The sequence below is a fragment of the Mesorhizobium sp. M1403 genome, assembly GCF_040317695.1.
Classification (GTDB): Bacteria; Pseudomonadota; Alphaproteobacteria; order Rhizobiales; family Rhizobiaceae; genus Mesorhizobium.
Genome location: NZ_JAMYKY010000004.1, coordinates 182,670 through 207,042 on the forward strand (window position 1 = coordinate 182,670; position 24,373 = coordinate 207,042).

A 24,373-nucleotide genomic window follows, 5' to 3' on the forward strand; every position below is an offset into this window, starting at 1 on the left:
CCTGATCGTCCTCACCCAAGCACAAGTTTATATGATTCAAGAACTTGTGCGAAGGCGAATTCCGCGGCAGTGGGGCCGTTCAGCCTGTTTTCCATGCCTCCTCGCCCCAAGAAGTCGGATGGCGCTTCAAGATCGGCCCTTAGCCGGCTCTGCGCATGCGGGCGGCAAAGAAACCGTCCAGCCCGGAACGCGCCGGTGAGCCAAGCTCCAGATCGGCCGGCGTGGTGCGCAACGTGCCTTGCGGCGTCAGGAATGGGTCGATGCCGGCAATCTCGCCTGGCCGAAGCGGGTCGTCGATGATCTCCGCATTGCCGGCGAGAAAGTCGCGATAGAGCTCTTCGCCTTCCAGCGGATCGAGCGAACAGTTGGAAAAGACGATGCGACCGCCAGGCTTGACCAGGGTGATGGCGCGGGCAAGCAGCCGGCGTTGCAGGTCGGCCAATTTTTCGACGTCGGCCGCCGTCTTCGTCCAGGGAACGTCGGGATGCCGCCGCACCGTGCCGGTCGAAGAGCAAGGTGCGTCGAGGAGGACGGCGTCGAAGCGGTTCTTCGGCTCGTATTTGAGCAGATCGGCCTCGACGATCTCCGCGGCCAAGCCGAGCCTTTCGAGGTTCTGCGTGAGCCGCGCCAGCCGCGTTCTGGACATGTCGAGCGCGGTGACGTGAGCGCCGGCGAGGATCAGCTGGGCGGTCTTGCCGCCGGGGGCGGCACAGAGATCGGCGATTCGCAAACCATTGATGTCGCCGAACAGCCGGGCCGGCAGGCTGGCCGCTGCATCCTGAACCCACCAGGCGCCTTCCCCAAAGCCGGGCAGTTCGGTCACGGAAGCGCTGAGCTTTTCGACCCGCACCGTGCCGGTCGGCAAGACGAAGCCGCCGAGCCGTTCGGCCCACAGCGCCGGGTCCGACTTGACCGAGAAATCGACCGGCGCCTCATGGCGATGGGCGAGCAGTATCTGCCTGGCCTTGTCGGGGCCGTAGACCGTTTTCAAACGGTCGGAAAACCATTTCGGCGCCTCGTCGGTGGCGGCAAGTGCTGCCGCGAGCTCGTCCTGCTTGGACCGCGCCAGCGTACGCAGCACGCCGTTGACGAGGCCGGAAAAGCGCGCCGTGCGCGGATCGGACTTGGCGTGGGTGACGGCGAGGTCGACGGCGGCGCTGTCGGGAACATCGAGGAACAGGATCTGTGCCGCCGCTACATGCAAGATGTGCGAAAGCGCAGTGGCGTTGGGCGGCAGCGGCTTTTCCAGGCGGCGGGCCAAAAGGCCCGATATGGTCATGCGGTAGCGCAGGGCGGTGACCAGAATGGCGCGTACCAGGGCGCGGTCGCGCAGGTCGAGCGCCTTGTATTGCGGATGGCCGTTTTCATGGTCGGTCAGCCCGTCGAGCGGCGTCCTCGCGTCGATGACGGCGGCAAGCAGGCGCGCGGCTGCCTTGCGCGCGGCGAGACCGGCTACGGCCTCGCTGCCCGAATTGTGCTCGCGATCACCTGGAATTGCGTGCCGGCGTTGTGCTGCGCTCACGACCACGGACCTTTGGGTCCGGTCGGATTGCGTCCCCAGGGATTGGGTCTCGGCTTGGCCGGCTCAGGCGGCCTCTCGGGCCGGGCGGCCCTGTCCCACGGACCCGACGGCTGCTGCCCGGTCCCTTCCGGCGCCGGCTTTGGCGTCGCGGCCGCTTCGGGTGCGCCGGCCATCTCGCTCGCCATCCTCTGCAATGCGGCGATGCGGTTTTCTGTGCTCGGGTGAGTGGAAAACAAACTGTCCATGCGCTCGCCGGAAAGAGGATTGATGATGAAGAGATGGGCGGTTGCCGGATTGCGCTCGGCATCCGGGTTGCGGATGCGTTCGGCGCCCCGCGCGATCTTGTCAAGTGCCGAGGCGAGCCACAGCGGGTGTCCACAGATTTCGGCCCCGCGCCGGTCGGCCTCGTATTCGCGGGTGCGGCTCACCGCCATCTGCACGATCATGGCGGCCAGGGGCGCGACGATCATCGCCACCAGCACGCCGACGATGCCGAAGGAATTGTTGTTGTCGCGGTTGCCGCCGAAGAAGAAAGCGAAATTGCCGAGCATCGAAATTGCGCCGGCAAAGGTCGCGACGATCGTCATGGTCAGCGTGTCGCGGTGCTGCACATGGGCAAGCTCATGCGCCATCCCCGCCGCGACTTCTTCATGTGAGAGCTGCTCGAGCAGGCCGGTGCTGGCGGCGACAGCGGCATTTTGCGGATTGCGGCCGGTGGCGAAGGCATTGGGCTGAGGATTGTCGATGAGATAGGTTCTCGGCATCGGCAGGCCGGCGCGTTGCGCGAGACCCTTCACGATGGCGTAATATTCGGGCGCGTTGCTTTCGTCGACCTCGATCGCACGGTGCATCGACAGCACCATCTTGTCGGCGTTCCAATAGCTGAACAAATTGGTGCCGGCGGCGATCAGCAAGGCGATCATCATGCCGCCGGATCCGCCGACCAGATAGCCGACACCCATGAACAGGGCCGTCATTGCGGCCAAAAGCATGGCGGTGCGAAGGGTGTTCATCGTCTGCTCCGTTCTGGCCCACAAAGGGGTCGATCCTTGTGGGCCCATCGCTATATGATGGGAAACAGCGGTTCCCGTTTCAATCGGGGCCTGTTTCAATCTAGCGGAAGATCGCATGATCGACAAAACCAGCCAAACGCATGCTAACGGCTCGCCGCACAAGCCACTGACGCCGGCAGCCCGGCGCGCCTTGGCCGAGGCCGAGGCCCGGCGGGAGCAATATCGCGAGAAGGAAGCCACGCTGCCGAGGGAGATGGGTGGGCGCGGCGGCAAGGAACCCGGCCGCTACGGCGACTGGGAGGTCAAGGGCCTGACCAGCGACTTTTAGCCCAGGCAGGGTGCTGGCTAAGCAGGGTACCAGCTAAGCAGGCTGGGCGGCCCGCTCCGCTTCGATGGCAATCCAGCCGCTGGCATCGACGGCGACGCCGATCGCGTCATAGCCGGCGATGGCGGCATGCGGCGTCTCCAACGGATGCCGGTGCGTGGCGCTGATCACGACGACCGCGGCGCCCGCGGCCTCGGCTGCTGCTATGCCTGCCGGTGCGTCTTCGAAGACGAGGCAATCGCGCACGTCGACGCCGAGCCGTTCGGCCGCCAGCCGGAAGCAGTCGGGCGCCGGCTTGCCGCGGGAGACATCCTCTGCCGCAACGATCACGGCGGGAGCCGGAATGCCGGCGGCCTGCAGGCGCAGCAGAGCGAGTTCACGGGGCGCCGAAGTGGCGATCGCCCAGCTCCCGGGCGGCAGCGACGCCAGGAACGCCGCGGCGCCGGTAATCGGGTGGATGCCTTCGACGTCGGCTGCTTCGGCCTGCAAAAGCGCATCGGCTTCGCGGGCAGGATCGATCCCTGGGAGCGCCAGCCGGCCGATGGTCTCGATCGCCCGCACGCCGTGGATGGTCGGCAGGAATGCAGCGACGTCAAGACCTTGCCGGTGCGCCCAGGCTGCCCAGACCCTTTCCGCCGCGGCAATCGAATTGAGAATCGTGCCGTCCATATCGAACAGGAAGGCCGCGAATTTTCTGCCTGCAAACATCGGTTTTCCCGGGGTCATCTTGGAAGGATTATTTCGAAGGGAGCATATCGATCGACCGTAACGTTGCCGCGTCCGTATGGGAAGCCGCGAGACCTCGTTTTCGACGTTCGCAAGGAACCGCGCGCACTCTCCTGCGTTGACCAGCACTATCTTCCATGACGATCGCAGGGGAGGGCGATGCTGATTCGGCTCGGCTATGAAATTGGCATTGAATGCGTTGCACCAACGCCGGTCGTTTCATTGCTCGACATCCACGGGGATCGTCAGACAGACATCAAGCGGCAGACGCGCGTACTGACGTCGCCATCCGTGCCGACCAGGGTCTACCACGATCTTTTCGGCAATAGCTGCCGCCGCTTCACGGCGCCGGCAGGAAGCTTTCGCATCCTCTATGACGCGGTGATCGAGGACGGTGGCGAGACGGACGAGGTCAACACGCTGGCCGGGGAAGTCCCGGTCGCGGAATTGCCGGACGAGGTGCTCGGCTATCTGCTTGGCAGCCGTTACTGCGAGACCGATCATCTCAGCGATCTCGCCTGGCAACTTTTCGGCCAGCTTCCGCCGGGTTGGGCGCGGGTGCAGGCGATCGTCGACTATGTCCACAACCGCCTGTCCTTTGGCTACGGCTATGCGCGCCCGACCCGCACGGCGGCGCAGGCGCATGAGGAGCGCGTCGGCGTCTGCCGCGACTTTGCCCATCTGGCGATCACGCTGTGCCGCTGCATGAATATCCCGGCCCGTTACGTGAACGGCTATCTCGGCGATATCGGCGTGCCCGCCGATCCGGCGCCGATGGATTTCTCGGCGTGGGTGGAAGTGTTCCTCGGCGGCAGATGGTACACGTTCGATCCTCGCCACAATGTGCCGAGGATCGGCCGCGTCGTCATAGCGCGCGGCCGTGACGCCACCGACGTGCCGCTGCTGCATAGTTTCGGCCCGCATCGACTCAGCCGGTTCAAGGTCTGGACGCACGAGCAGGAAGGCAATCTCTTCAAGCCGCCCTATCGCGGCGTCGACAAGACCGTCAGCGTACGGATGCTGGCATAGTCCTTTCACAGTCCAGATTTCCATCTCCCGCTACCGCGGTCGTGCTGAACCGGTTCGATACATCTCGTCTGTACCGGATTGGGACGCAGTCCAGTCGTCCTGAATTGCGAGCCTGATCATGGTAAGCGCTTTGTCAACAAAGCCGCGCTGACGCGACTTTCATTTACCGGCTGTTTACCTTGCCGTCGCTTGAAACCGTTTGGAAACAATGGCCTGAGCGAGAGCCGCTCGCTTTCTCGCGCCTGGCGGCGCGATCCGGCCGGATTCCTGCAATGCGCCTTCGGACAGCTGCAGGCTGTGGCGAATGGAGGCGGAAGGAATGCAGCGTTTCGGGGGTCTTGTTCAGGCGATCGGCGGCTTTGCCGGGGATCGCAGCGGAAATTTCGCGGTGCTGTTTGGTATAATCAGCTCGGTGCTGGCGCTGAGTGTCGGCTTTGCCGTCAACGTGTCCCAACTCTACAATGTGAAATCGAGCCTGCAAGGCGTCGTCGACGCTGCGGTCACCTCGACGGCGCGCGACCTGACAACCGGCGTCATCAGCGAGGCCGACGCCAGCAAATCGGTGCAGGCCTTTCTCGATGCCAACAGCACGGCGGGTATCCTGCAGGACAACCAGATCGTTCTCGACAAGCTGACCGTCGACCGGACTGCAAACACGGTTCAGGCGGATGTCCATGTCAATGTCAGCTACTATTTCCCGCTTTTCGGCACGAGTGGCATGCAAAGCGTTCCCGCATCGACGATGGCGCTCTATTCGGACAAGCAGATCGAAGTCGCAATGATGCTCGATGTGACCGGGTCGATGGCCGGCCAGAAAATCATCGATCTGCGGACGGCTGCGGCGAATGCCGTCGACAGTTTCCTGGGCGGTCAGGACCCCTCCAAGCCACGAGTGCGGGTTGCCATCGTGCCTTACGCAAATTCGGTGAATGCGGGTACACTTGCGCCCAGCAGCGTCTATGTGGAAACCAGCACCAGCCAACGCAAACAGGCGCCGGCCAATGACGCCGTGCAATATATCTCGGGCTTCATCCGTCCGGACAATTGCGCCACCGAACGCAAGGGGATCTATCAATATTCGGACGCGGGCCCCGACGCCAGCATGGTCAACCGCGACTACCTGCTGTCGTCCTTCGCTTGGCAAACCGGCACCGCCGCCTGCCCGGCCGCCACGCTGATGCCGCTGACGGCGGATGCGACGGCGCTCAAGACGGTCATCAAGAATTTCGTCGCATCCGGCGGCACCGCCGGCCATATCGGCGTGCAGTGGACCTGGTACATGCTGTCGGAGAACTGGGGTAGCATCATGAGGACTTCGCAACGGCCGGCCAAGATGGATCCAAAAAAGGTCGCCAAAATCGCGATCCTGATGACCGACGGCGAATTCAACCTATCCTACTTCGATGCGAGCACGGTGAGCGACGTTTACAATGACGCCGGCAAGGAGCCGACCCGCACGGCCGCCAAGACACTCTGCGCTGCCATGCGCAACAAGGGCATTGAGGTCTTCACCATTGGGTTTGACCTAAACGAAACGAATGCCAAGGCGACGCTCCAGGATTGCGCCAGCCCGGACACCGCCAAGATCAAGCACTTTTATCAGGCGGCCAATGGAACCGAACTCAACCAGGCTTTCCAGGATATAGCGCGCAACGTCGAGATGTTGACCGTAACCAGATAGGGGACAACAGCTCAAAAGGAAAAGGCCGCCGCTTCTTGCGAAGTCGGCGGCCTTCCGTGTTTCCGTCCATGGCGCGGCTCCTGGCGGCGACACTGGTCGCCAGCCGCGCATCTCGCGCCTTAACGGGAAGACTGCTTCCCGAAAGTGCAATCCGCTGAGGCCACGTTCTGGAAAACGAAATCACTCGACATCGGATCACCTCCTTTCGATTTGTTGAACACTCCCCCATGATGGGGTGTCACCCGGGAAATGGCAAGGCGCGGCATCCAAAAATCCTGAACAAGCGTGCTTGCGCACCCAGGCGGCTTGCGGCCGGCCGATCTGGCAGGCAAGATCGGGCCGCTATTGTTCCGGGCCACTATTTTGCCGGGTAAGGGAGGACGGGGATGGAGGCAGCCGAGAGAGCGGCCCGGATTGTTCGGACGGTCATCGAAACGATGAAGCCGGGTTTTGCGGTGAGGCTGTGGACGGGCGAGCGGATCGGCCCGGCTGCCGGCCCGGTGCTCACCATCAACGACCAGGACATCGTCTGGCAGATCGTACGTCGGCCCTCTTTATCGACGCTGATCGAGATGTGGATTGCCAAGGCGGTCGACGTCGAAGACGGATCGCTGTTCGATTTCTATGCCTTGCCCACGCACGGCAAGCTCAGGACGAAGCTCAAGACACTGCCGAAGCTGGCGATCCTGCGCGACCTGCCGGCGGTGCTGTTTTCGCGAAAACAGATGACGGCGCGAACCGATCTTTCCGGCCGCAATCCTTACGTCAGCGGTTCGAGCAAGGAGGCGATCCAGCATCACTACGACATTTCCAACGCATTCTACCGGCTCTTCCTCGACGAGCGCATGGTCTATAGCTGCGGCTACTTCAAGGACTTCGCCAACGATATCGATCAGGCGCAGAGAGACAAGCTCGACCATATCTGCCGCAAGCTTCGGCTGAAGCCCGGCGACAGATTGCTCGACATCGGCTGCGGCTGGGGAGCGATGCTCATCCATGCCGTGAAGAATTATGGCGTCGTCGGCCACGGCGTTTCGCTATCGGAGGCACAGACCGAGTTCGCCCGCGAACGCATCCGCGCTGAGGGGCTGGAGGATCGCATCACCATCGAGATAAAGTCCTATGCCGAGCTGTCCGGTTCCTTCGACAAGATCTCGTCGATCGGCATGTTCGAACATCTGGGGCTTGCCAACCATGCCGCCTATTTTTCGACCATCCATCGCCTGCTCAAACCCGGCGGCATCTATCTGCACCATGCCATCACCCGCCGCGACAAGGGCAGCATGAAGAAGACGCTGCGCAAGGGGCCGGAATTCAAAGCGCTGATCAAATACATTTTTCCGGGCGGCGAACTCGATACGATCGGCATGACGCTCGGCAATCTCGAGGCGCACGGCTTCCTCATCTATGACGTCGAAAACTTGCGCGAGCACTATGCGCGCACCTGCCGGCTATGGGCCGAGCGCCTCCACGCACGCTTTGACGAGGCCATCGCCGAGGTCGGCGAATCCAAGGCGCGGCTCTGGCTGCTTTATCTCACCGGCTGCTCGATTACCTTCGAACGCGCCTCGGCGCAGATTTTCCAGACCGTCGCCACCAGGCGCGCGCGCGGCCCAAGCGGCCTGCCGCCGACGCGGGCGGATTTATACTAATAGCTACAGGAGACGCATCGTGGCGCCGATCTCGACGCGGGCCGGTCGATCGACAGTGCAGTAGACGCCGAAATTATGGGCGTTGTGGCGGACCAGGCTGCGCAGGATTGCCGGGTCGTGGTCGAACCCGTCCTGGCCAATGATGGTGAAGCCGCAGCGGCGGCACGGCTCGGAGATGGTCAGGAGCAGGTCGCCGATCGCCAGCTTGCGCCCGATCCATTCGGTTTCGGGGAATGACCCCTCGATCTTCGGCATGTCGACGACGATGTTGGGGCGGAAGCGGCGCGGGTCGGCGGTGCCGTCTGGATGCAGCAACTTCAACTGCGCCAGCGAAGCGGTGGTCAGCAGATGAATGGGGGCTTTGACATAGCGTTCCGCCAGCAGGGGACCGGCGTATCCCGGTGTAGTATTCTCGCGGCGGAACGGCCGGATGGAGGCCGCAAAGCCGAGATAGGCGGAAATGGCGCGGTCGCTATCAGCGCCCGGTGCGGCTAGCCAGTCGCCATCCGGGACCGCAACCTCCAGTGCGCCGGCCGGCGACAGCCGGGTTCGGATGCGGGGCACCTTGTGCCATTTCACTTCGCGGTCCGGCCGTGCGATTTCATTGTTCGACGTGTCGATAAGACCAAACAGGCGGTCGCCTTCAACGGTATGCCGGGCGACCGAGATCGCCTGCTGGCGCTCGCCGGCGAGCGAGCTCGCGGGATAGCGCCAAAGCTCGGTGACGGCACCCAATATGGCTTGCATCAGCTCTTCTTGTTCTGCCGATTGGCGATCAGGTCGTCGACGACCGCCGGATCGGCCAGCGTCGAGGTGTCGCCGAGCGCGGCAAAATCGTCCTCGGCGATCTTGCGCAGAATGCGCCGCATGATCTTGCCGGAACGGGTCTTCGGCAGGCCGGGCGCGAACTGGATCTTGTCGGGCGAAGCGATGGCGCCGATCTCCTTGCGGACATGGGCGACGAGCTCCTGGCGCAATTCCTCGCTTGGCGTCTCGCCGGCCATTAGCGTGACATAGCAGTAGATGCCCTGGCCCTTGATATCGTGCGGGTAGCCGACGACGGCCGCTTCCGAGACCTTCTCATGCGAAACCAGCGCCGATTCGACCTCGGCGGTGCCCATGCGGTGGCCGGAGACGTTGATGACGTCGTCGACGCGGCCGGTGATCCAGTAGTAGCCGTCAGCATCGCGGCGGCAGCCGTCGCCGGTGAAGTACCTGCCCTTGTAGGTCGAGAAATAGGTCTGCACGAAGCGGTCGTGATCGCCATAGACGGTGCGCATCTGGCCCGGCCATGAGTCGGCAATACAAAGATTGCCGCTGGCTTCACCCTCCAGCACCTTGCCGTCACCATCAACCAGCTGCGGGTTGACGCCAAAGAAGGGCCGCGTCGCCGAGCCCGCCTTGAGGTGGGTGGCGCCCGGAACCGGCGTGATCATGATGCCGCCGGTCTCGGTCTGCCACCAGGTATCGACGATCGGCACCTTGCCGTTGCCGACAACGTTGAAATACCATTCCCAGGCTTCTGGATTGATTGGCTCGCCGACGGTGCCGAGCACGCGCAGCGACTTGCGCGACGTCTTGGTGACATGGGCGTCGCCGGCGCCCATCAGCGCGCGCAGCGCCGTCGGCGCGGTGTAAAAGATGTTGACCTTGTGCTTGTCGATCACGTCCCAGAAACGCGACTGCGACGGGTAATTCGGCACGCCTTCGAACATCAGCGTGGTGGCGCCGTTGGCGAGCGGCCCGTAGACGATGTAGCTGTGGCCGGTGACCCAGCCGACATCGGCGGTGCACCAGTAGACGTCCCCGTCGTGATAGTCGAAGACATATTGGTGGGTCATCGAGACATAGACGAGATAGCCGGCGGTGGTGTGCAGCACGCCTTTCGGCTTGCCGGTCGAGCCCGACGTGTAGAGGATGAACAGCGGATCCTCGGCGTTCATCTTCTCGGGCTTGCATTCGGCCTTAACCGTCGCGACCTCGTCATGGTACCAGACGTCGCGCCCGGCGGCCCAGCCGGTCTTGCCGCCGGTGCGGCGTACTACCAAGACCTTTTCGACTTTCGTTCCGGCCTTGGCGGCGATCTCGATCGCCTTGTCGGTGTTCTCCTTCAGCGGGATCGGCTTGCCGCCGCGCAGGCCTTCGTCGGCGGTGATGAGGAAGGTCGACTTGCAGTCGTCGATGCGTCCGGCCAGCGCGTCCGGCGAAAAGCCGCCGAAGACCACCGAATGAATGGCGCCGATGCGCGTGCAGGCGAGCATCGCATAGGCGGCCTCCGGGATCATCGGCATGTAGATGGTGACGCGGTCGCCCTTCTTGACGCCGTGCTTCTTCATCACATTGGCGAGGCGGCAGACATGTCCGTAAAGCTCGTTATAGGTGATCTTCCTGTCGTCGTAGGGATTGTCGCCTTCCCAGATGATGGCGGTCTGTTCGCCGCGCTTCTTCAGATGCCGGTCGATGCAGTTCCAGGAAACGTTGGTCTCGCCATCCTCGAACCATTTGATTGAGACCTTGCCGTCGAAGGACGTGTTCTTGACCTTGCTGTACGGCTTGAACCAGTCGATGCGCCTGCCGTGCTTGCCCCAGAACTTGTCCGGGCTCTTGACGCTGTCGGCGTACCATTTCAGGTAGGTGTCATTGTCGATCAGCGCGTTCTTCTTCCACGCCGGCTGGACGCGATGGACATGAACATCGGACATTTCTTCGCCTTCCTCCCGAAACCAAACCGCCGGCTTGACTGCCGGCAGGATCGCAGCGTTGCGGCCGCGAATTCGCGCGCATTATTAACAGTTCGGCGATGACGGCAACATTAGACGTTGGATTTGCGCGGCGGGATGCCGCAGGTCCCTTCCCGGGTGGTGTCAGCACTCTAGCGAGACGGCTGCTAACCGCATGTTTTTGCGGCAGAAATCTGGCTCGACCGCAGAAATATCAATAGACGATTAAGCAAATGGGGTGCACAATTTCAGGCTGGGAGGAAAGAGAATCAACCAGGGGACCGCAATGCGCGACCATTCCGAAATGGACCTGATGCTCAAGGGCTATGGCTTGACCACGGCCAAGATTCTTTATCACTTTCCCGATCATCCGCATCTGCTGCAGAGCTTCATCTGGCAGGATTACGACATCGCCCCGAAATTTCCGGTGCTTATCCGCTTCATCGAGTTCTGGCAGGCCAAGCTCGAAGGCCCGCTGCATTCAGTCAGCTACACGCACCAGAAGCTGATCGCGCCGAACGAATGGCGCAAGGTCGACGGCGAGTTCGTGCTGCATTAAAGCACGCGGGCGGCAGCCTGGGAGCCGCCGCCCAGCTTTTGGAGCGTCAGACGGCGGGCGGGTTCAGCCGGGCAAAACCCTCCTGCCGGCGATAGGGAAAATACGGGTAGGGTGCGGTGACCTCGCTTGCCGTGTCCAAGATTTTCATCTGATCCGGGGTCAGTGACCATCCGACGGCGCCGAGATTCTGGCGCAACTGCTCCTCGTTGCGCGCGCCGATGATGACGGAGGCGACGGTCGGCCGCTGCAGCAGCCAATTGATGGCGATCTGCGGTATGGTCTTGCCGGTTTCCTCGGCGACAACATCAAGCCCGTCGACGACCCGATAGAGATGCTCGTCGTCGACGGGCGGTCCGAAGCTTGCCGTGTCGTGCAGCCGGCTTTTCTCGGGCAGCTTCTGGCCACGGCGGATCTTGCCGGTCAGGCGGCCCCAGCCGAGCGGGCTCCACACCAGCGCACCGACGCCCTGGTCGAGGCCGAGCGGCATCAACTCCCATTCATAATCGCGCCCGACCAGCGAATAATAGACCTGGTGGGCGACGTATCGGGGATAGCCGTATCTGTCCGCCAGGCCGAGCGACTTCATCACTTGCCAGCCGGAAAAATTGGAAACGCCGACATAACGCAGCTTTCCGGCGCGCACGAGCCTATCCAGCGTCGATAGCACCTCCTCGATCGGTGTTGCGGCGTCGAACGCGTGCAGCTGCAGCAGGTCGATGTAGTCGGTGCCAAGACGCCTCAGTGCGTCCTCGACGGCCTTGATGAGGCGCGAGCGGGACGAGCCGGCGTCGTTGGGACCGTCGCCCATCGGCAGCGAGGTCTTTGTCGAGATCAGCACGGCATCGCGGCGGCCCTTCATCGCTTCGCCGAGCACCTGTTCGGAAGCGCCATTCGAATAGACGTCGGCGGTGTCGAACAGGTTGACGCCCGCCTCCAGGCAGATGTCGACCAGCCGCCGGGCTTCCGTCGCATCGCTGTTGCCCCAGGCGCCGAACAGCGGCCCTGACCCGCCGAAGGTTCCAGCGCCGAACGAGAGCGCCGGGACTTTCAGGCCCGATGCGCCAAGATTTCGATAATCCATCTGTTTCTCCTATGGTGTACAAGGGTTCTTCGAGTTGCTACGAGCGGGCGGGTGCCGGTTCACCGAGCGTTGGGCGATCGAGGCGTAGCGCCAGCGCTGCCACGGAAAGCGCCGAGAGCGGCAGCAGGGCCGCGACCCAGGTGACGGCACCGAGGCCGGGGCCATGGGCGATGACCACGCCGCCGAGCCAGGCGCCGGCCGCATTGCCGAGATTGAAGGCGGCGATGTTGAAGGACGAGGCGAGGCTCTGGCCGGCGCCTTGTGCCTTTTCCAGTACCCACATCTGCAGCGGCGCCACCGTGGCGAAGGCGGCGGCGCCGAGCAGGCCGACATAGATGACGGCCATAACCTGGCTGTGCAGGGCGAAGGTCATGGTGCCGAGCACCAGCGCCAGCACGACGAGACTGCCGAGAACGGAAGGCACCAGCCAGCGGTCGGCGAACTTGCCGCCAGCGAGGTTGCCGGCGATGAGGCCGCCGCCGAAGACCAGCAGGATCGGCGACACCGCTGCTTCCTCAAAACCGGTGATCTCGGTCAGCAACGGGGCGATGTAGGTGAAGACGGCGAAGACGCCGGCATAGCCGAGCACGGTGGTGGCAAAGCCAAGCAGGACGGGCGTGCGGCCGAGCACGGCGAGATCGGCGCGCAAATTGCTTTGCTCAGGCGCTGTCTGGCTGCGCGGCACCAGCAGCAGGATGATGGCGAAAGCGACCATGCCGACCAGGGTCACCGCCCAGAAGGTCGCGCGCCAGCCGAAGGCCTGGCCGAGCCATGTTCCGAAGGGGACGCCGAGGATGTTGGCGATGGTCAGGCCGGTGAACATCAGGGCGATCGCCGATGCCTTCTTGTTGGGCGCCACCAGCCCGGTCGCCACGACCGAGCCGACGCCGAAGAAGGTGCCGTGGGCGAAGGCGGTGAGCACGCGCGCACCCATCAGCGTCCAGTAGTCTGGGGCCAGCGCGCACGCGAGGTTGCCTAGCGTGAAGATTGCCATCAGCGCCAGAAGCACGGTCTTGCGCGGCCACCGGCCGGTGGCGATCGTCAGCAGCGGCGCGCCGATGACGACGCCCAGCGCATAGCCGGAAATCAGTTGGCCGGCAGCTGAGATCGAGACGCCGAGATCGGTGCTGACGTCGAGCAGCAGGCCCATGATGACGAATTCGGTGACGCCAATACCGAAGGCGCCGGCGGCAAGAGCGTAGAGAGCAAGAGGCATGGCGGTTCCCACTTCGATGACGGCCAGTTTCGACGACGGGCGCCGTGTCCTCTCACGCCCGGCCCGAAAGATCGTGATGCACCGAACTGTGAACCAGCCTTGCCTAGGGCACATTGCCTGTGAAATAGATTCACCAATGGCCAGGCCCGACATCAACCGCTCCGGCGAGATCGAAGTGTTCGTCCGCGTCGTCGAGGCCGGCAGCTTTTCGGCCGCTGCACGTGCGCTGCGCATGAGCCCGTCGGCGGTTAGCAAGCTGATCGCGCGGCTGGAGGGGCGTCTTGGCGCCCGGCTGGTCATCCGCTCGACGCGCAAGCTGCGACTGACACCGGAAGGGGCGGCCTTCTTCGACAGCGGCGTGCGCATCCTGGCCGACATGGCGGTAGCCGAGCGCGAGGCAGCGGCGGGCGCCGCGCCGCGTGGCCGGCTGCGGATCAATAGCTACGTGCCTTTCGGGCAGCACCGGCTGATCCCGCTTTTGCCGCGTTTTCTAGAACGATACCCCGAAATCTCGGTCGATCTGGTGTTGACCGACAGTGTTATCGACCTGATGGAGGAGCGCGCCGACGTCGCCATACGTGCCGGCCCGCTCGGCGAATCACGGCTAGTGGCGCGCAAGCTCGGGCAGAGCCGGGTGGTCGTCGTTGCCGCGCCATCGTATCTCGAAGCGCGTGGCACACCCAAGACGCCCGCCGATCTCGATCGTCACAACCGGATGGGCTTCTGCTTCGTGCGCCACGTCGAGGGCTGGCCTTTTGTCGACGCGGCCGGCAAGCCGATCACCATATCGATCGTTGGAAACACGCTGGTCAGCGACGGCGAGGCGATGCGGTTGATGGCGCTCTCAGGGGCGGGCATCGCCCGGCTGGCACGCTGGCACGTGGAGGCCGACATTGCCGCCGGCCGGCTGCTGCCGCTGCTGGAAGAGTTCAACCCCGGCGACGAGGAACTGACCCATGCGGTTTATGTCGGCCAAGGCAAGCATTTGCCGGCGCGGGTACGGGCCATTTTAGATTTCCTGGCCGAAACCGCGCGGCTGGGCTGAAGCGGAAGGCATTCGGGAGCCATTTGGCTCCCGAATTTGGCTGCCGAAATGTCACGTCGACAAGGAACTACTTCTTTGGCGTGAACGGCGCCGGCCTGCGGCCCGCCGCCTGGCGTTCGAGCATCCAGCCCGGATATTCGGGCGGGAGCGCGCTGACTTCGTCGAGACGAGCAAGATCGTCGGCATCGAGCTTCAACTCGGTTGCCGCAAGGTTCTGTTCCAACTGGTCCATGCGGCTGGCGCCGATGATGACGCTCATCACGAACGGTTTGGCCAGGACAAAGCCGAGCGCCACCGTGGCGACGCTGACGCCGTGCTTGGCGGCGATCTCGCGCATGACGGCGACCGCTGCCCAGGCACGGTCCTCATTGACCGGCGGGAAATTGAAGCTGGCGCGGCGACCTTCGCCATTGCCGGGGGCACCGGGTCCGTACTTGCCCGAGAGCAGGCCGCCCGCCATCGGTGACCAGACCATCAGCCCGAGCTTCTCCTCGTTGAGCAGCGGCACGATCTCGCGCTCGAGATCGCGGCCAGCGATCGAGTAATACGATTGGACGGTTTCGAAACGGGCAAAGCCCTTGCGCTCGGCAATACCCAACGCCTTGGCGATGCGCCAGGCCTGCCAGTTCGAGACGCCGACATAGCGGACCTTGCCAGCGGCAACCAGGTCGTCGAGCGCCCGCAGCGTTTCGTCTATCGGCGTGACCGTGTCGGTGCCGTGCAGCTGATAGAGATCGATATGGTCCAGCTGCAGCCGTTCGAGGCTACCTTCGACCGAATCCATGATATGGCCGCGCGAAGAACCGCGCTGGTTCGGGCCGCCGCCCATGGCGCCGTGAACCTTGGTGGCGATGATCACGTCCTGCCGATTGACGCCGAGATTTCTCAGCGACTGGCCGAGAAGCCGTTCCGAGGCGCCGAAGGAATAGACATCCGCCGTGTCGAAGAAATTGACGCCGGCGGCGAGCGAGCGGGCGACGATCTCGTCGACGCCCTCCTGGTCGAGGCTGGCGATCAGGCCCCATTGGGCATTCTCGCCGGCGGCGCCGAATGTCATCGTACCGAGGCAAAGTTCGGAGACGAACATCCCCGTATTTCCAAGTTGATTGTAACGCATGGTGGCTCCAGAGGCTTTGGGATAACTCGAACCATATAGGAACGAAACGTTCCGTTTCTATTGCTGGCGTAGTCAGCGTCAGCCTGTGGCCTAAGGCCGGCTGCGCCTCATCTGGCGCCGAAAATCGCCGATCCAACCCTGACACTGGTCGCGCCGAAGGCGATCGCCGTTTCGTAGTCGCCGGACATGCCCATAGAGAGCTTGTCAACGCCGGCCTCAAGCCCAAGCTTTTCTAGCAGCGCGAAATGCGGACCGGGGTTCTCGTCCGCCGGCGGAATGCACATCAGCCCTTCGATGGCGAGGGCGTGAACCGAGCGGCAGCGGGCCACGAAGGCGACGGCCTCGCGCGGCTCGATGCCGGCCTTTTGCGGCTCCGAGCCGGTGTTGACCTGGACGTAGAGCCTTGGCGTCCTGCCCTGCCTGGCGATTTCCTTGCCGAGTTCGGCGGCGATCTTTTCACGGTCGACGGTTTCGATGACGTCGAACAGCGCCACCGCTTCCTTTGCCTTGTTCGATTGCAACGGCCCGATCAGGTGCAGCTCGATGTCGGGGAAAGCTTCCTTCAGCGCCGGCCACTTGGCTTGCGCCTCCTGGACGCGGTTCTCGCCGAAGACGCGCTGGCCGGCCTCGATAACCGGACGGATATCGGTGGCATCGAAGGTTTTCGAGACCGCAACCAGCGTCACCGCCCCGGCCTCGCGCTCGGCAGTGGCGATCCTTGCCTTGACGGTGAAAAGCTGTTCGACGGCGCTCGCCATGCCTATATCCTGCCTGTGTTTGGCTTTTCGCCGGATCGCCGCAGTTGACGGGTCCGGTAATCCATGGTGAACACCGCGACGACATTTCCTGAGCCGCCCGGGCATTGTCCGGCGGCTCGCGCATGCTTTTAAGTGAAAAACACCCGATGGCAACCGAACGATACAATCCGCGCGCGTCAGAGCTCAAATGGCAGAAGGCCTGGGACGCCAAGAAGCTGTTCGAAGCCGACAACGATGACCCGCGCCCGAAATACTACGTGCTGGAGATGTTCCCCTATCCATCGGGGCGCATCCATATCGGCCATACCCGCAACTATACGATGGGCGACGTGGTGGCGCGCTACAAGCGGGCCAAGGGTTTCAACGTGCTGCACCCGATGGGCTGGGACGCCTTTGGCATGCCAGCCGAAAACGCAGCAATGCAGAACAAGGTCCATCCCAAGGACTGGACCTATCAGAACATCGCTGCCATGCGCGAGCAACTCAAGGTCATGGGCCTGTCGCTCGATTGGGCACGCGAGTTCGCTACCTGCGATGTCGATTATTACCACCGCCAGCAGATGCTGTTCCTCGATTTCGTCGAGAAGGGCCTGGTGACGCGCAAATCCTCCAAGGTCAACTGGGATCCGGAGGACATGACGGTGCTTGCCAACGAGCAGGTCATCGACGGGCGCGGCTGGCGCTCGGGCGCGCTGGTGGAACAGCGCGAGCTGACGCAATGGTTCTTCAAGATCACCGACTATGCGCAGGATCTGCTGGATTCGCTCGACCAGCTCGACGACTGGCCGGAAAAAGTGAAGCTGATGCAGGCGAACTGGATCGGCCGTTCTGAAGGCCTGCTGATCCGCTGGCCGCTGGCCAAGCCAGTCGCCGGCGAGCATGAGCTCGAAGTCTATACGACAAGGCCCGACACCATCTTCGGCGCCTCCTTCATGGCGATTGCGGCCGACCATCCGCTGGCCAAAAAGGCGGCCGAAGACAATCCGGCGCTGGCAAAGTTCATCGACGAGGTCCGCCACATGGGCACGTCGGTGGCGGCCCTGGAGACGGCCGAGAAGAAGGGCTTCGATACCGGCATCCGCGTCGTCCATCCGTTCGACGAGAAGTGGACGCTGCCCGTCTACGTCGCCAATTTCGTGCTGATGGACTACGGCACCGGCGCCGTTTTCGGCTGCCCGTCCGGTGACCAGCGCGACCTCGACTTCGCCAACAAATACGGCCTGCCGGTCATTCCAGTGGTGATGCCGGAAGGCGAGAATCAAGGAAGCTTCCAGATCATCGACGAGGCCTATGTCGGCGACGGCGTGATGATCAATTCGCGCTTCCTCGACGGCATGAAGCCGGATCAGGCATTCGACGAGGTGGCGAAGCTGCTCGAACAGAAGACCATCGGCAACCGGCCGATGGCCGAGCGCAAGGTGAATTTCCGCCTGCGCGACTGGGGCATTTCGCGCCAGCGCTATTGGGGCTGCCCGATCCCGATGATCCATTGCGAGGATTGCGGCGTTGTGCCGGTGCCGAAAGCCGACCTGCCGGTCAGGCTGCCTGACGATATCGAGTTCGACCGGCCGGGCAATCCGCTCGACCGTCATTCGACATGGCGGCACGTCAAATGCCCGCGTTGCGGCAAGGATGCGCGGCGCGAAACCGACACGATGGACACGTTCGTCGATTCGTCGTGGTATTTCGCGCGCTTCACCGCGCCCTGGGCCAACGATCCGACCGATCCCAAGGCCGCGACTGAATGGCTGCCGGTCGACCAGTATATTGGCGGCATCGAGCACGCCATTTTGCACCTGCTCTATTCTCGCTTCTTCACCCGCGCCATGCGCGAGACCGGCCATGTCGATCTCGCCGAGCCGTTCAGGGGCCTGTTCACGCAAGGCATGGTGGTGCACGAGACGTATCGGGTTGGCGGCGCCTCGAACGGCCGCTGGCTTGCGCCGAGCGAGGTCAGGCTGGAGGACGCCGACGGCAAGCGCCGCGCCTTCGAAATCGCCACTGGCGAAGAGGCGGTGATCGGTCCGCTCGAAAAAATGTCGAAGTCGAAGAAGAATACCGTTAGCCCGGAAGAGATCACCGACGGCTACGGCGCCGATACGGCGCGCTGGTTCATGCTGTCGGACTCGCCGCCCGAACGCGATGTCGAATGGACCGACGAGGGTGCGGCCGGCGCGCATCGCTTCATCCAGCGCATCTGGCGGCTGGTGTTGACGGCTGCCGATTCGCTCGCCGGAGTTCGGCCAGAGGCGGCGAAGGACGGCGAGGCCGGAACAGTGTCCAAGGCCGCGCACAAGATCCTCAAGTCTGTCGGCGAGGATATTGAAAAGCTCGCCTTCAACCGTGCCATCGCCCGTATCTATGAGCTCGCCAATGCCTTGACCGTACCGCTCAACGAGGCAGCCGAAGGCAAGGCCGGTCCGGCGCTCCAAGCGGCCTGCCGTGAAGCCGTCGAGATCCTGGTGCACCTGATCGCGCCGGTCATGCCGCATCTGGCCGAGGAGTGCTGGCAGACGCTCGGCGGCACCGACCTTGTCGCCGAACGGCCCTGGCCGGACTACGATCCCTCGCTTGTCGTCGACGCCGAGATCGTGCTGCCGGTCCAGGTCAACGGCAAGAAGCGCGGCGATTTGACAATTGCCCGCGACGCGGACCAAGGTGCGGTCGAAAAAGCGGTTCTGGCCCTCGACTTCGTGCAGAAAGCGCTCGAAGGTAAGGCACCGCGCAAGGTGATCATCGTGCCGCAGAGGATCGTCAATGTTGTTGCCTGATCCGAAAAAAGCGGAGCTGACGCCGCGCCGTATCATGCTCTACGGGCTGCTCGCTTCGGTGGCGCTGGTTTCCGCCTGCACGGTGCGGCCGCTCTATTCAAGCGCGCCGCTGATCGCCGGCTCTCAGGTCGGCGCTGCTGCCGAACTGGCATCGATCTCGGTCAAGCCGGTCAAGACCCGCTACGCCCAGCAGGTCCGCAACAATCTGATCTTCGCGCTCGGCCAGGGCGCCGGCGAGCCTGCTTCGCCGGTCTATTCGCTTGATCTCGGCGTCTCCGAACTCGTCGAATCGGCGGCAATCGAGCAGGTCACGACCGACGAGGACGAGCCGACCGCCGGCACAGTGACGCTGACCGCCAACTATGTGCTGAGCGATGCCAAGACCGGCACGGTCATAGCGAGGGGCAAGCGCTCTATCCCGTCCTCATACGATAGGCCGCGCCAGGAATTCGCGTCGTATCGGGCGCAGATCGACGCCGAGAACCGCGCGGCGCGCGAACTGGCGGATGTGCTGCGGCTGTCGATCGCCCAAGATCTGATCAAGCACGGCAAGCCGGCGGCAAGCTAGGTCTCTCCATCCTGGATTGAAGCGCTCCGTCTGTGGCGGATTGCGCTGTCAGCAAGAGGCCGATTGCTCGGCCTTTTTTGTTCGACGTAGGATATTTCGCTTCAGCCGATCTTCTGGCCGGTCTTTGCCCAGTCGGCGAGAAACTGCTCCAGGCCCTTGTCGGTCAGCGGGTGCTTGACCAGCGCCTTGAGCGTCGCCGGCGGGGCGGTGATGACGTCGGCGCCGATCAGTGCCGCCTGTTTGACATGGTTCACCGTGCGCACAGAAGCGGTCAGGATTTCGGTCTGGAAATCATAATTGTCGTAGATGGTGCGGATATCGGCAATCAGTTCCATGCCGTCCCAACCGCTGTCGTCGATGCGGCCGACGAAGGGCGAGATGAAGGAGGCGCCGGCCTTGGCGGCGAGCAGCGCCTGGGTGGCCGAGAAGCACAGCGTGACGTTGACCATGCGGCCGTCCGACCGGATGTCCTTGCAGGCTCTCAGGCCGTCGAGCGTCAGCGGCACCTTGATGCAGACATTGTCGGCGATCCTGGCCAGGATCTTGGCCTCCGCCATCATATCCTTGTACTCGGTGGCAACGACTTCGGCTGAGACCGGTCCCTTGACGATCTCGCAGATCTCTCTGGTGACGTCGGCGATCTTGCCGCCCGATTTCAGGATCAGCGACGGATTGGTGGTTACGCCGTCGAGCAGCCCCAAATCGTTCAGCTCACGGATTTCCTTGACATCGGCGGTGTCGACAAAAAATTTCATGGCGGTCTCCTGAAGATTTTTGATGTGCAGGTCATGCACATTCGGGGTCGGACTTTGATCTAGACCAAAGTCGGGGCAAGGTCACGCCTCATGATCGAAGATTCGCCCTTTGTCGCGGCCGCACCGGTGCTGGTCCCAATGCCTGCTGAGCGCCCCTACACCTATGCTGTGCCGGCTGGCATGCGCGTGGTGCCGGGCTCGATCGTGCGCGTTCCGCTTGGGCCCCGCCAGGTCGCCGGCATCGTCTGGGACGGCGCCGTCGAAAAGGTCGACGCGAAGAAATTGCGGCCGATCGAGCAGGTTTTCGACTGCCCGCCGATCGACCGCGCGATGCGGCGTTTTGTCGATTGGGTGGCGCAGTACACGCTGTCGCCGCCCGGCATGGTGGCGCGCATGCTGCTCAGGGCGCCGGAGGCGTTCGATCCGGAGCCGTGGATCGAAGGGCTGCAGCGCACCTTCGCCAAGCCCGACCGGATGACGGAGGCGAGGACGCGCGTGCTGGAAACGGCCGAAGGTGGGCTCGCCTGGACGCGGTCGGGCCTGGCGCATGCGGCAGGCGTGTCGTCGACGGTGGTGGACGGGCTGAGGGCGCAGGGGGTATTCGAGACGGTGATGATCCCGCCGCGGCCGGTGGTCGCAGCACCCGATCCCGGCTACGCCGTGCCGGCACTGATGCCCGACCAGAGCGATGCCGCCGAGATGCTGCGCGCCAATGTCGCGGCCGGCATATTCGGCGTCACCCTGCTCGACGGTGTAACCGGATCCGGCAAGACGGAGGTCTATTTCGAGGCGGTTGCGGCCGCGCTCGATCGCGGCACGCAAGTGTTGATCCTGCTGCCGGAAATCGCGCTGACCCACGCCTTCCTCGAGCGCTTTCAGGAGCGGTTCGGCGCCAAGCCGGCTGAGTGGCACTCGGACCTGCCGCCAAGAATGCGCGAAAAGGTCTGGCGGCAGGTGGCGGAAGGCGGCGTGCGGGTGGTCGCAGGCGCGCGCTCGGCGCTGTTCCTGCCGTTCAGGGAGCTTGGGCTGATCGTCGTCGACGAAGAGCACGACCCCGCCTACAAGCAGGAGGATCGCGTCTTTTACAACGCGCGCGACATGGCCGTGGTGCGCGGCCATATCGGCGGGTTCCCGGTCGTGCTCGCCTCGGCGACACCGTCGGTCGAAAGCCGGGTCAATGCCAGCCAGGGCCGCTACAGCAGGGCGGTGCTTTCGGCGCGCTTTGCCGAGGCGGCACTTCCCGATCTCAAGACGATCGACATGCGCCGTGCGCCGCCTGCGCGCGGCGGCTTCCTGTCGCCTGTACTGCTCGGCCATATACGGCAGACGCTGGAAAGAAAGGAACAGTCGCTGCTGTTTCTCAACCGGCGCGGCTATGCGCCGCTGACGCTCTGCCGGGTCTGTGGCCACCGCTTCGGCTGTCCGGTCTGCTCGGCCTGGCTGGTCGAGCACCGCTTTCGCGGTCAGCTCGTCTGCCACCATTGCGGGCACAATGAACGCCGGCCCGAGGCCTGCCCGGAATGTGGCACGCTCGATCATCTGGTCGCCTGCGGGCCGGGCGTAGAGCGCATCGCCGAGGAGGTCGTCGCGCATTTCCCTGATGCCCGCACCATCGTACTGTCGTCCGACCTGATGGGCGGCGTGCGGCGGCTGCGGCTCGAGCTCGAAGCCATAGCCAATGGCGAGGCCGACATCGTCATCGGCACGCAACTCGTCGCCAAGGGCCACAATTTCCCCAACATGACGCTCGTCGGTGTCGTCGATGCCGATCTCGGCCTGGCCAATGGCGACCCACGCGCCGCCGAGCGCACCTTCCAACTGCTCAGCCAGGTGACCGGCCGCGCCGGCCGCACCGGCAAGAAGAGCCTTGGCCTGCTGCAGACCTTCCAACCCGACCACCCGGTGATGCGGGCGATCGTCTCCGGCGATGCCGAGGCCTTCTACGAGCGCGAGATCGCCGAACGCGAGCGGGCGGGGCTGCCGCCCTTCGGCCGGCTCGCCGGCGTCATCGTCAGCGCGGCGACCCGGGCGGAAGCCGAAGGGCACGCCCGCGGCCTGCGCCGTGCCGCGCCGCAAGCCATCGACCTGTTCGTCCTCGGTCCGGCCGAGGCGCCGCTGTCATTGATCGGCGGCCGCCATCGCTTTCGCCTACTGATCCAGGGCGAGCGGCGCGCCGACATGCAAGGGTTCATCCGCACCATGCTGGCCGAGGGACCGAAGATAAGGGCCTCGGTGCGGGTCCAGGTCGATATCGACCCGCAAAGCTTTTTGTAAGGTGTCGATTACCCTTTCGAGACGCGTTCGGTGAATGGGTTCAGGTAAGGCACGTCGAGAATCGCAAAATGCCGGGTGTTGGCCGTCAAAACTGACAGGCCGTGCAAACGGGCGGTAGCTGCGATCAGAACGTCCGCCAGTCCCGGATTGGCGCCTCTGGCGATAGTGGCGTCTTCCAGTTTTCCGGCTTCTCGCGCGATTGCTAAATCGATGGGAAGGATGCGCTGGTTGAACTCTAGAAGCAACCTTTCGAACCACTCATTGATGCGCTCCGCCTTCATATGCCCGCCCGCCCGCTTCAGTTTCGCGATTCCTCGTTCCACCTCCAAGATGACGATCGACGAGAGCTGCCAAGAGCCGCGTTCTCCTTGTACAGCAACCCAGTTCTGCACGTGTGACGGAAGCAGAGGCCTACCAGGTGCAAATGCCGAGAGAAAAGACGTATCAAGCAGATAGCCGGTCAAAACTCCACTTCCCGCGACGGCGATTCGTTTCGCTCAAGCTCGATGCCGCCTGGATACCGAAGCAGGAAATCCACGAAGTCTTTTTGGCTGTTCTGCGGATAAAGTTTCCGTCCCTCACCGATTGGCACCACCATGACTGCGGGCTTGCCGTGCTTGGTGATAACCGTGGGCTCACCGTTCTCAGCGGCCTCCACGAGCGCGGAAAGGCTGGCCTTTGCCTCTCGCAGTTGCATCGTCTTCATGCGCGGAACCCCTTGTGGTCTCATGTAGTCACAATATAGGAATTGTGCAGAAAAAAACAGCCCATTGTTTAACGTCCTGTTAGCCCGGTCGAGACAACGGTCGCGCTCGCGTTGAGCTGACGCGCCCTGCAAATTGCCGACGGCCCATCTGGCGCATGTCAGTTGCTTCGCTAGAATGCCCGAAATTTTGAATATCCATTTACGAGGGGACAAGGATGGAATTTGCGTTTCCATGGCCGATGAGCCAGGGCGAGTGGCTGGCATGGTCGAGCGCGGTCGCGACTCTATTGCTCGGCCTGTTGCTATTCCTGGCTCCACAGCTGGCGTTCCGCATCCTGCGGCTGCAGGTCAGACCGGAGAAGGCAGCGGCGATCGCCGAGGGGCGCGGCCGGATGTCGGGCTTCTATCTCGGCGTCAGCCTGTGCTGCATCCTCTTGGCGCAGCCGCTGCTCTACATGGCGCTCGGCTTCTCCTGGCTATTCACCGCCTTCGGCCGGCTGCTGTCGATGATGTCGGACGGCGCCAATACGCCGTTCAACTGGGCATCCATCGTCGTCGAGCTGGTGCTGGCGGCGCTGCCGCTTGCGTTCGCCTTCGGCTTTTTGCCTTGAATCACAGAGCAATCCGGGGTTGGTTGCTGAACTCGGCGAGCGGATGCGACAATAGTGCCTGAAAACCATGCCGGACGACGCATTGCGGTCTGAAAATGCCTGTGCTAGACGGCAATCGACTTTCGACCGGGGATAGCGGAAGCCGCGCCTCCGTGCTTGGAAAAATGCAGTAAGGTCAAAGATTTAGCCAGAGTTTTTGCTCGCGCCAACAATCTGCGGCCTGTCAGACAAGAGAAAAGACGGT

22 protein-coding genes are annotated in these 24,373 nt (G+C 63.4%); 10 read left to right on the forward strand and 12 right to left on the reverse strand.

Annotation, left to right across the window (positions count from 1 at the left end):
* Positions 1-139: 139 nt before the first annotated feature.
* Together NKH01_RS10415 and htpX are read right to left on the reverse strand one after the other, a co-directional pair.
* Positions 140-1,528, reverse strand: coding sequence for an RsmB/NOP family class I SAM-dependent RNA methyltransferase (locus NKH01_RS10415; protein ID WP_353020106.1), 1,389 nt, complete (start codon positions 1,526-1,528; stop codon positions 140-142).
* A complete protein-coding gene (htpX, locus tag NKH01_RS10420) occupies positions 1,519-2,535 on the reverse strand; it encodes a zinc metalloprotease HtpX (protein WP_353020107.1) in 1,017 nt (338 codons plus the stop codon). The genes NKH01_RS10415 and htpX overlap by 10 nt, the downstream gene beginning before the upstream one ends.
* 115 nt (positions 2,536-2,650) lie before the next feature.
* Here htpX and NKH01_RS10425 point away from each other — a divergent pair, with 115 nt between their 5' ends.
* Positions 2,651-2,863 (forward strand): DUF1674 domain-containing protein, encoded by a 213-nt coding sequence (locus NKH01_RS10425; protein WP_353020108.1) that lies wholly within the window; start codon positions 2,651-2,653, stop codon positions 2,861-2,863.
* A gap of 33 nt (positions 2,864-2,896) precedes the next feature.
* Here the strand turns inward: NKH01_RS10425 and NKH01_RS10430 are convergent, their stop codons facing one another.
* Positions 2,897-3,568 carry an HAD-IA family hydrolase gene (locus tag NKH01_RS10430; protein ID WP_023719726.1) on the reverse strand — a complete coding sequence of 224 codons (672 nt, stop codon included), beginning with the start codon at positions 3,566-3,568 and terminating at the stop codon, positions 2,897-2,899.
* Between the two features lie 177 nt (positions 3,569-3,745).
* Here NKH01_RS10430 and NKH01_RS10435 point away from each other — a divergent pair, with 177 nt between their 5' ends.
* From NKH01_RS10435 to NKH01_RS10445, 3 genes are all read left to right on the forward strand, one after another.
* On the forward strand, positions 3,746-4,615 hold the full coding sequence (locus NKH01_RS10435) for a transglutaminase-like domain-containing protein (RefSeq protein ID WP_353020109.1): 870 nt from the start codon (positions 3,746-3,748) through the stop codon (positions 4,613-4,615).
* Positions 4,616-4,934: 319 nt separating this feature from the next.
* Positions 4,935-6,296, forward strand: coding sequence for a pilus assembly protein TadG-related protein (locus tag NKH01_RS10440; protein ID WP_353020110.1), 1,362 nt, complete (start codon positions 4,935-4,937; stop codon positions 6,294-6,296).
* Between the two features lie 386 nt (positions 6,297-6,682).
* Entirely contained in the window at positions 6,683-7,948 is a 1,266-nt protein-coding gene (locus NKH01_RS10445; protein ID WP_023719723.1) for a class I SAM-dependent methyltransferase, read from the forward strand.
* Between the two features lie 3 nt (positions 7,949-7,951).
* Here the strand turns inward: NKH01_RS10445 and NKH01_RS10450 are convergent, their stop codons facing one another.
* Together NKH01_RS10450 and acs are read right to left on the reverse strand one after the other, a co-directional pair.
* Positions 7,952-8,695 (reverse strand): MOSC domain-containing protein, encoded by a 744-nt coding sequence (locus tag NKH01_RS10450; RefSeq protein WP_023719722.1) that lies wholly within the window; start codon positions 8,693-8,695, stop codon positions 7,952-7,954.
* Positions 8,695-10,650, reverse strand: coding sequence for an acetate--CoA ligase (acs, locus tag NKH01_RS10455; RefSeq protein ID WP_353020111.1), 1,956 nt, complete (start codon positions 10,648-10,650; stop codon positions 8,695-8,697). Before acs ends, NKH01_RS10450 begins: the two co-directional genes overlap by 1 nt.
* Positions 10,651-10,954: 304 nt before the next feature.
* Between acs and NKH01_RS10460 the strand changes: the two genes are divergently transcribed.
* Positions 10,955-11,227 (forward strand): usg protein, encoded by a 273-nt coding sequence (locus NKH01_RS10460; protein WP_023719720.1) that lies wholly within the window; start codon positions 10,955-10,957, stop codon positions 11,225-11,227.
* Between the two features lie 46 nt (positions 11,228-11,273).
* Here the strand turns inward: NKH01_RS10460 and NKH01_RS10465 are convergent, their stop codons facing one another.
* Positions 11,274-12,308 carry an aldo/keto reductase gene (locus NKH01_RS10465; protein ID WP_353020112.1) on the reverse strand — a complete coding sequence of 345 codons (1,035 nt, stop codon included), beginning with the start codon at positions 12,306-12,308 and terminating at the stop codon, positions 11,274-11,276.
* Positions 12,309-12,345: 37 nt separating this feature from the next.
* Positions 12,346-13,524, reverse strand: coding sequence for an MFS transporter (locus NKH01_RS10470; RefSeq protein WP_352480967.1), 1,179 nt, complete (start codon positions 13,522-13,524; stop codon positions 12,346-12,348).
* Positions 13,525-13,660: 136 nt separating this feature from the next.
* Here NKH01_RS10470 and NKH01_RS10475 point away from each other — a divergent pair, with 136 nt between their 5' ends.
* Positions 13,661-14,569, forward strand: a complete 909-nt coding sequence (locus NKH01_RS10475; RefSeq protein ID WP_023719717.1) for a LysR family transcriptional regulator — start codon at positions 13,661-13,663, stop codon at positions 14,567-14,569.
* A 67-nt stretch (positions 14,570-14,636) separates the two neighbouring features.
* On the opposite strand, the gene NKH01_RS10480 is transcribed toward NKH01_RS10475, so the two are convergent.
* Together NKH01_RS10480 and NKH01_RS10485 are read right to left on the reverse strand one after the other, a co-directional pair.
* Positions 14,637-15,686: an aldo/keto reductase gene (locus NKH01_RS10480; RefSeq protein ID WP_352856417.1), complete on the reverse strand. Its 1,050-nt coding sequence runs from the start codon at positions 15,684-15,686 to the stop codon at positions 14,637-14,639.
* Between the two features lie 107 nt (positions 15,687-15,793).
* Positions 15,794-16,444, reverse strand: a complete 651-nt coding sequence (locus NKH01_RS10485) for a YggS family pyridoxal phosphate-dependent enzyme (protein ID WP_353020113.1) — start codon at positions 16,442-16,444, stop codon at positions 15,794-15,796.
* 146 nt (positions 16,445-16,590) lie between these two features.
* On the opposite strand from NKH01_RS10485, the gene leuS reads away from it, so the two are divergent.
* The gene (gene leuS, locus NKH01_RS10490; RefSeq protein WP_352814991.1) at positions 16,591-19,215 is read left to right on the forward strand and encodes a leucine--tRNA ligase; all 2,625 of its coding nucleotides are present in this window, start codon (positions 16,591-16,593) and stop codon (positions 19,213-19,215) included.
* Positions 19,202-19,783 (forward strand): LPS assembly lipoprotein LptE, encoded by a 582-nt coding sequence (locus tag NKH01_RS10495; protein ID WP_023719713.1) that lies wholly within the window; start codon positions 19,202-19,204, stop codon positions 19,781-19,783. Before leuS ends, NKH01_RS10495 begins: the two co-directional genes overlap by 14 nt.
* 101 nt (positions 19,784-19,884) lie before the next feature.
* Here NKH01_RS10495 and fsa read toward each other — a convergent pair whose 3' ends face one another.
* The gene (gene fsa, locus NKH01_RS10500) at positions 19,885-20,538 is read right to left on the reverse strand and encodes a fructose-6-phosphate aldolase (protein WP_023719712.1); all 654 of its coding nucleotides are present in this window, start codon (positions 20,536-20,538) and stop codon (positions 19,885-19,887) included.
* Positions 20,539-20,628: 90 nt separating this feature from the next.
* On the opposite strand from fsa, the gene NKH01_RS10505 reads away from it, so the two are divergent.
* A complete protein-coding gene (locus NKH01_RS10505) occupies positions 20,629-22,812 on the forward strand; it encodes a primosomal protein N' (protein ID WP_352480965.1) in 2,184 nt (727 codons plus the stop codon).
* A gap of 8 nt (positions 22,813-22,820) precedes the next feature.
* Here NKH01_RS10505 and NKH01_RS10510 read toward each other — a convergent pair whose 3' ends face one another.
* Complete coding sequence (locus NKH01_RS10510; protein WP_352640107.1) at positions 22,821-23,276, reverse strand: type II toxin-antitoxin system VapC family toxin; 456 nt, start codon at positions 23,274-23,276, stop codon at positions 22,821-22,823.
* Complete coding sequence (locus tag NKH01_RS10515) at positions 23,273-23,518, reverse strand: type II toxin-antitoxin system Phd/YefM family antitoxin (RefSeq protein WP_023719709.1); 246 nt, start codon at positions 23,516-23,518, stop codon at positions 23,273-23,275. Before NKH01_RS10515 ends, NKH01_RS10510 begins: the two co-directional genes overlap by 4 nt.
* Before the next feature lie 215 nt (positions 23,519-23,733).
* On the opposite strand from NKH01_RS10515, the gene NKH01_RS10520 reads away from it, so the two are divergent.
* Entirely contained in the window at positions 23,734-24,129 is a 396-nt protein-coding gene (locus NKH01_RS10520) for an AGROH133_08824 family phage infection protein (protein WP_023719708.1), read from the forward strand.
* The last annotated feature ends 244 nt before the right edge of the window (positions 24,130-24,373 follow it).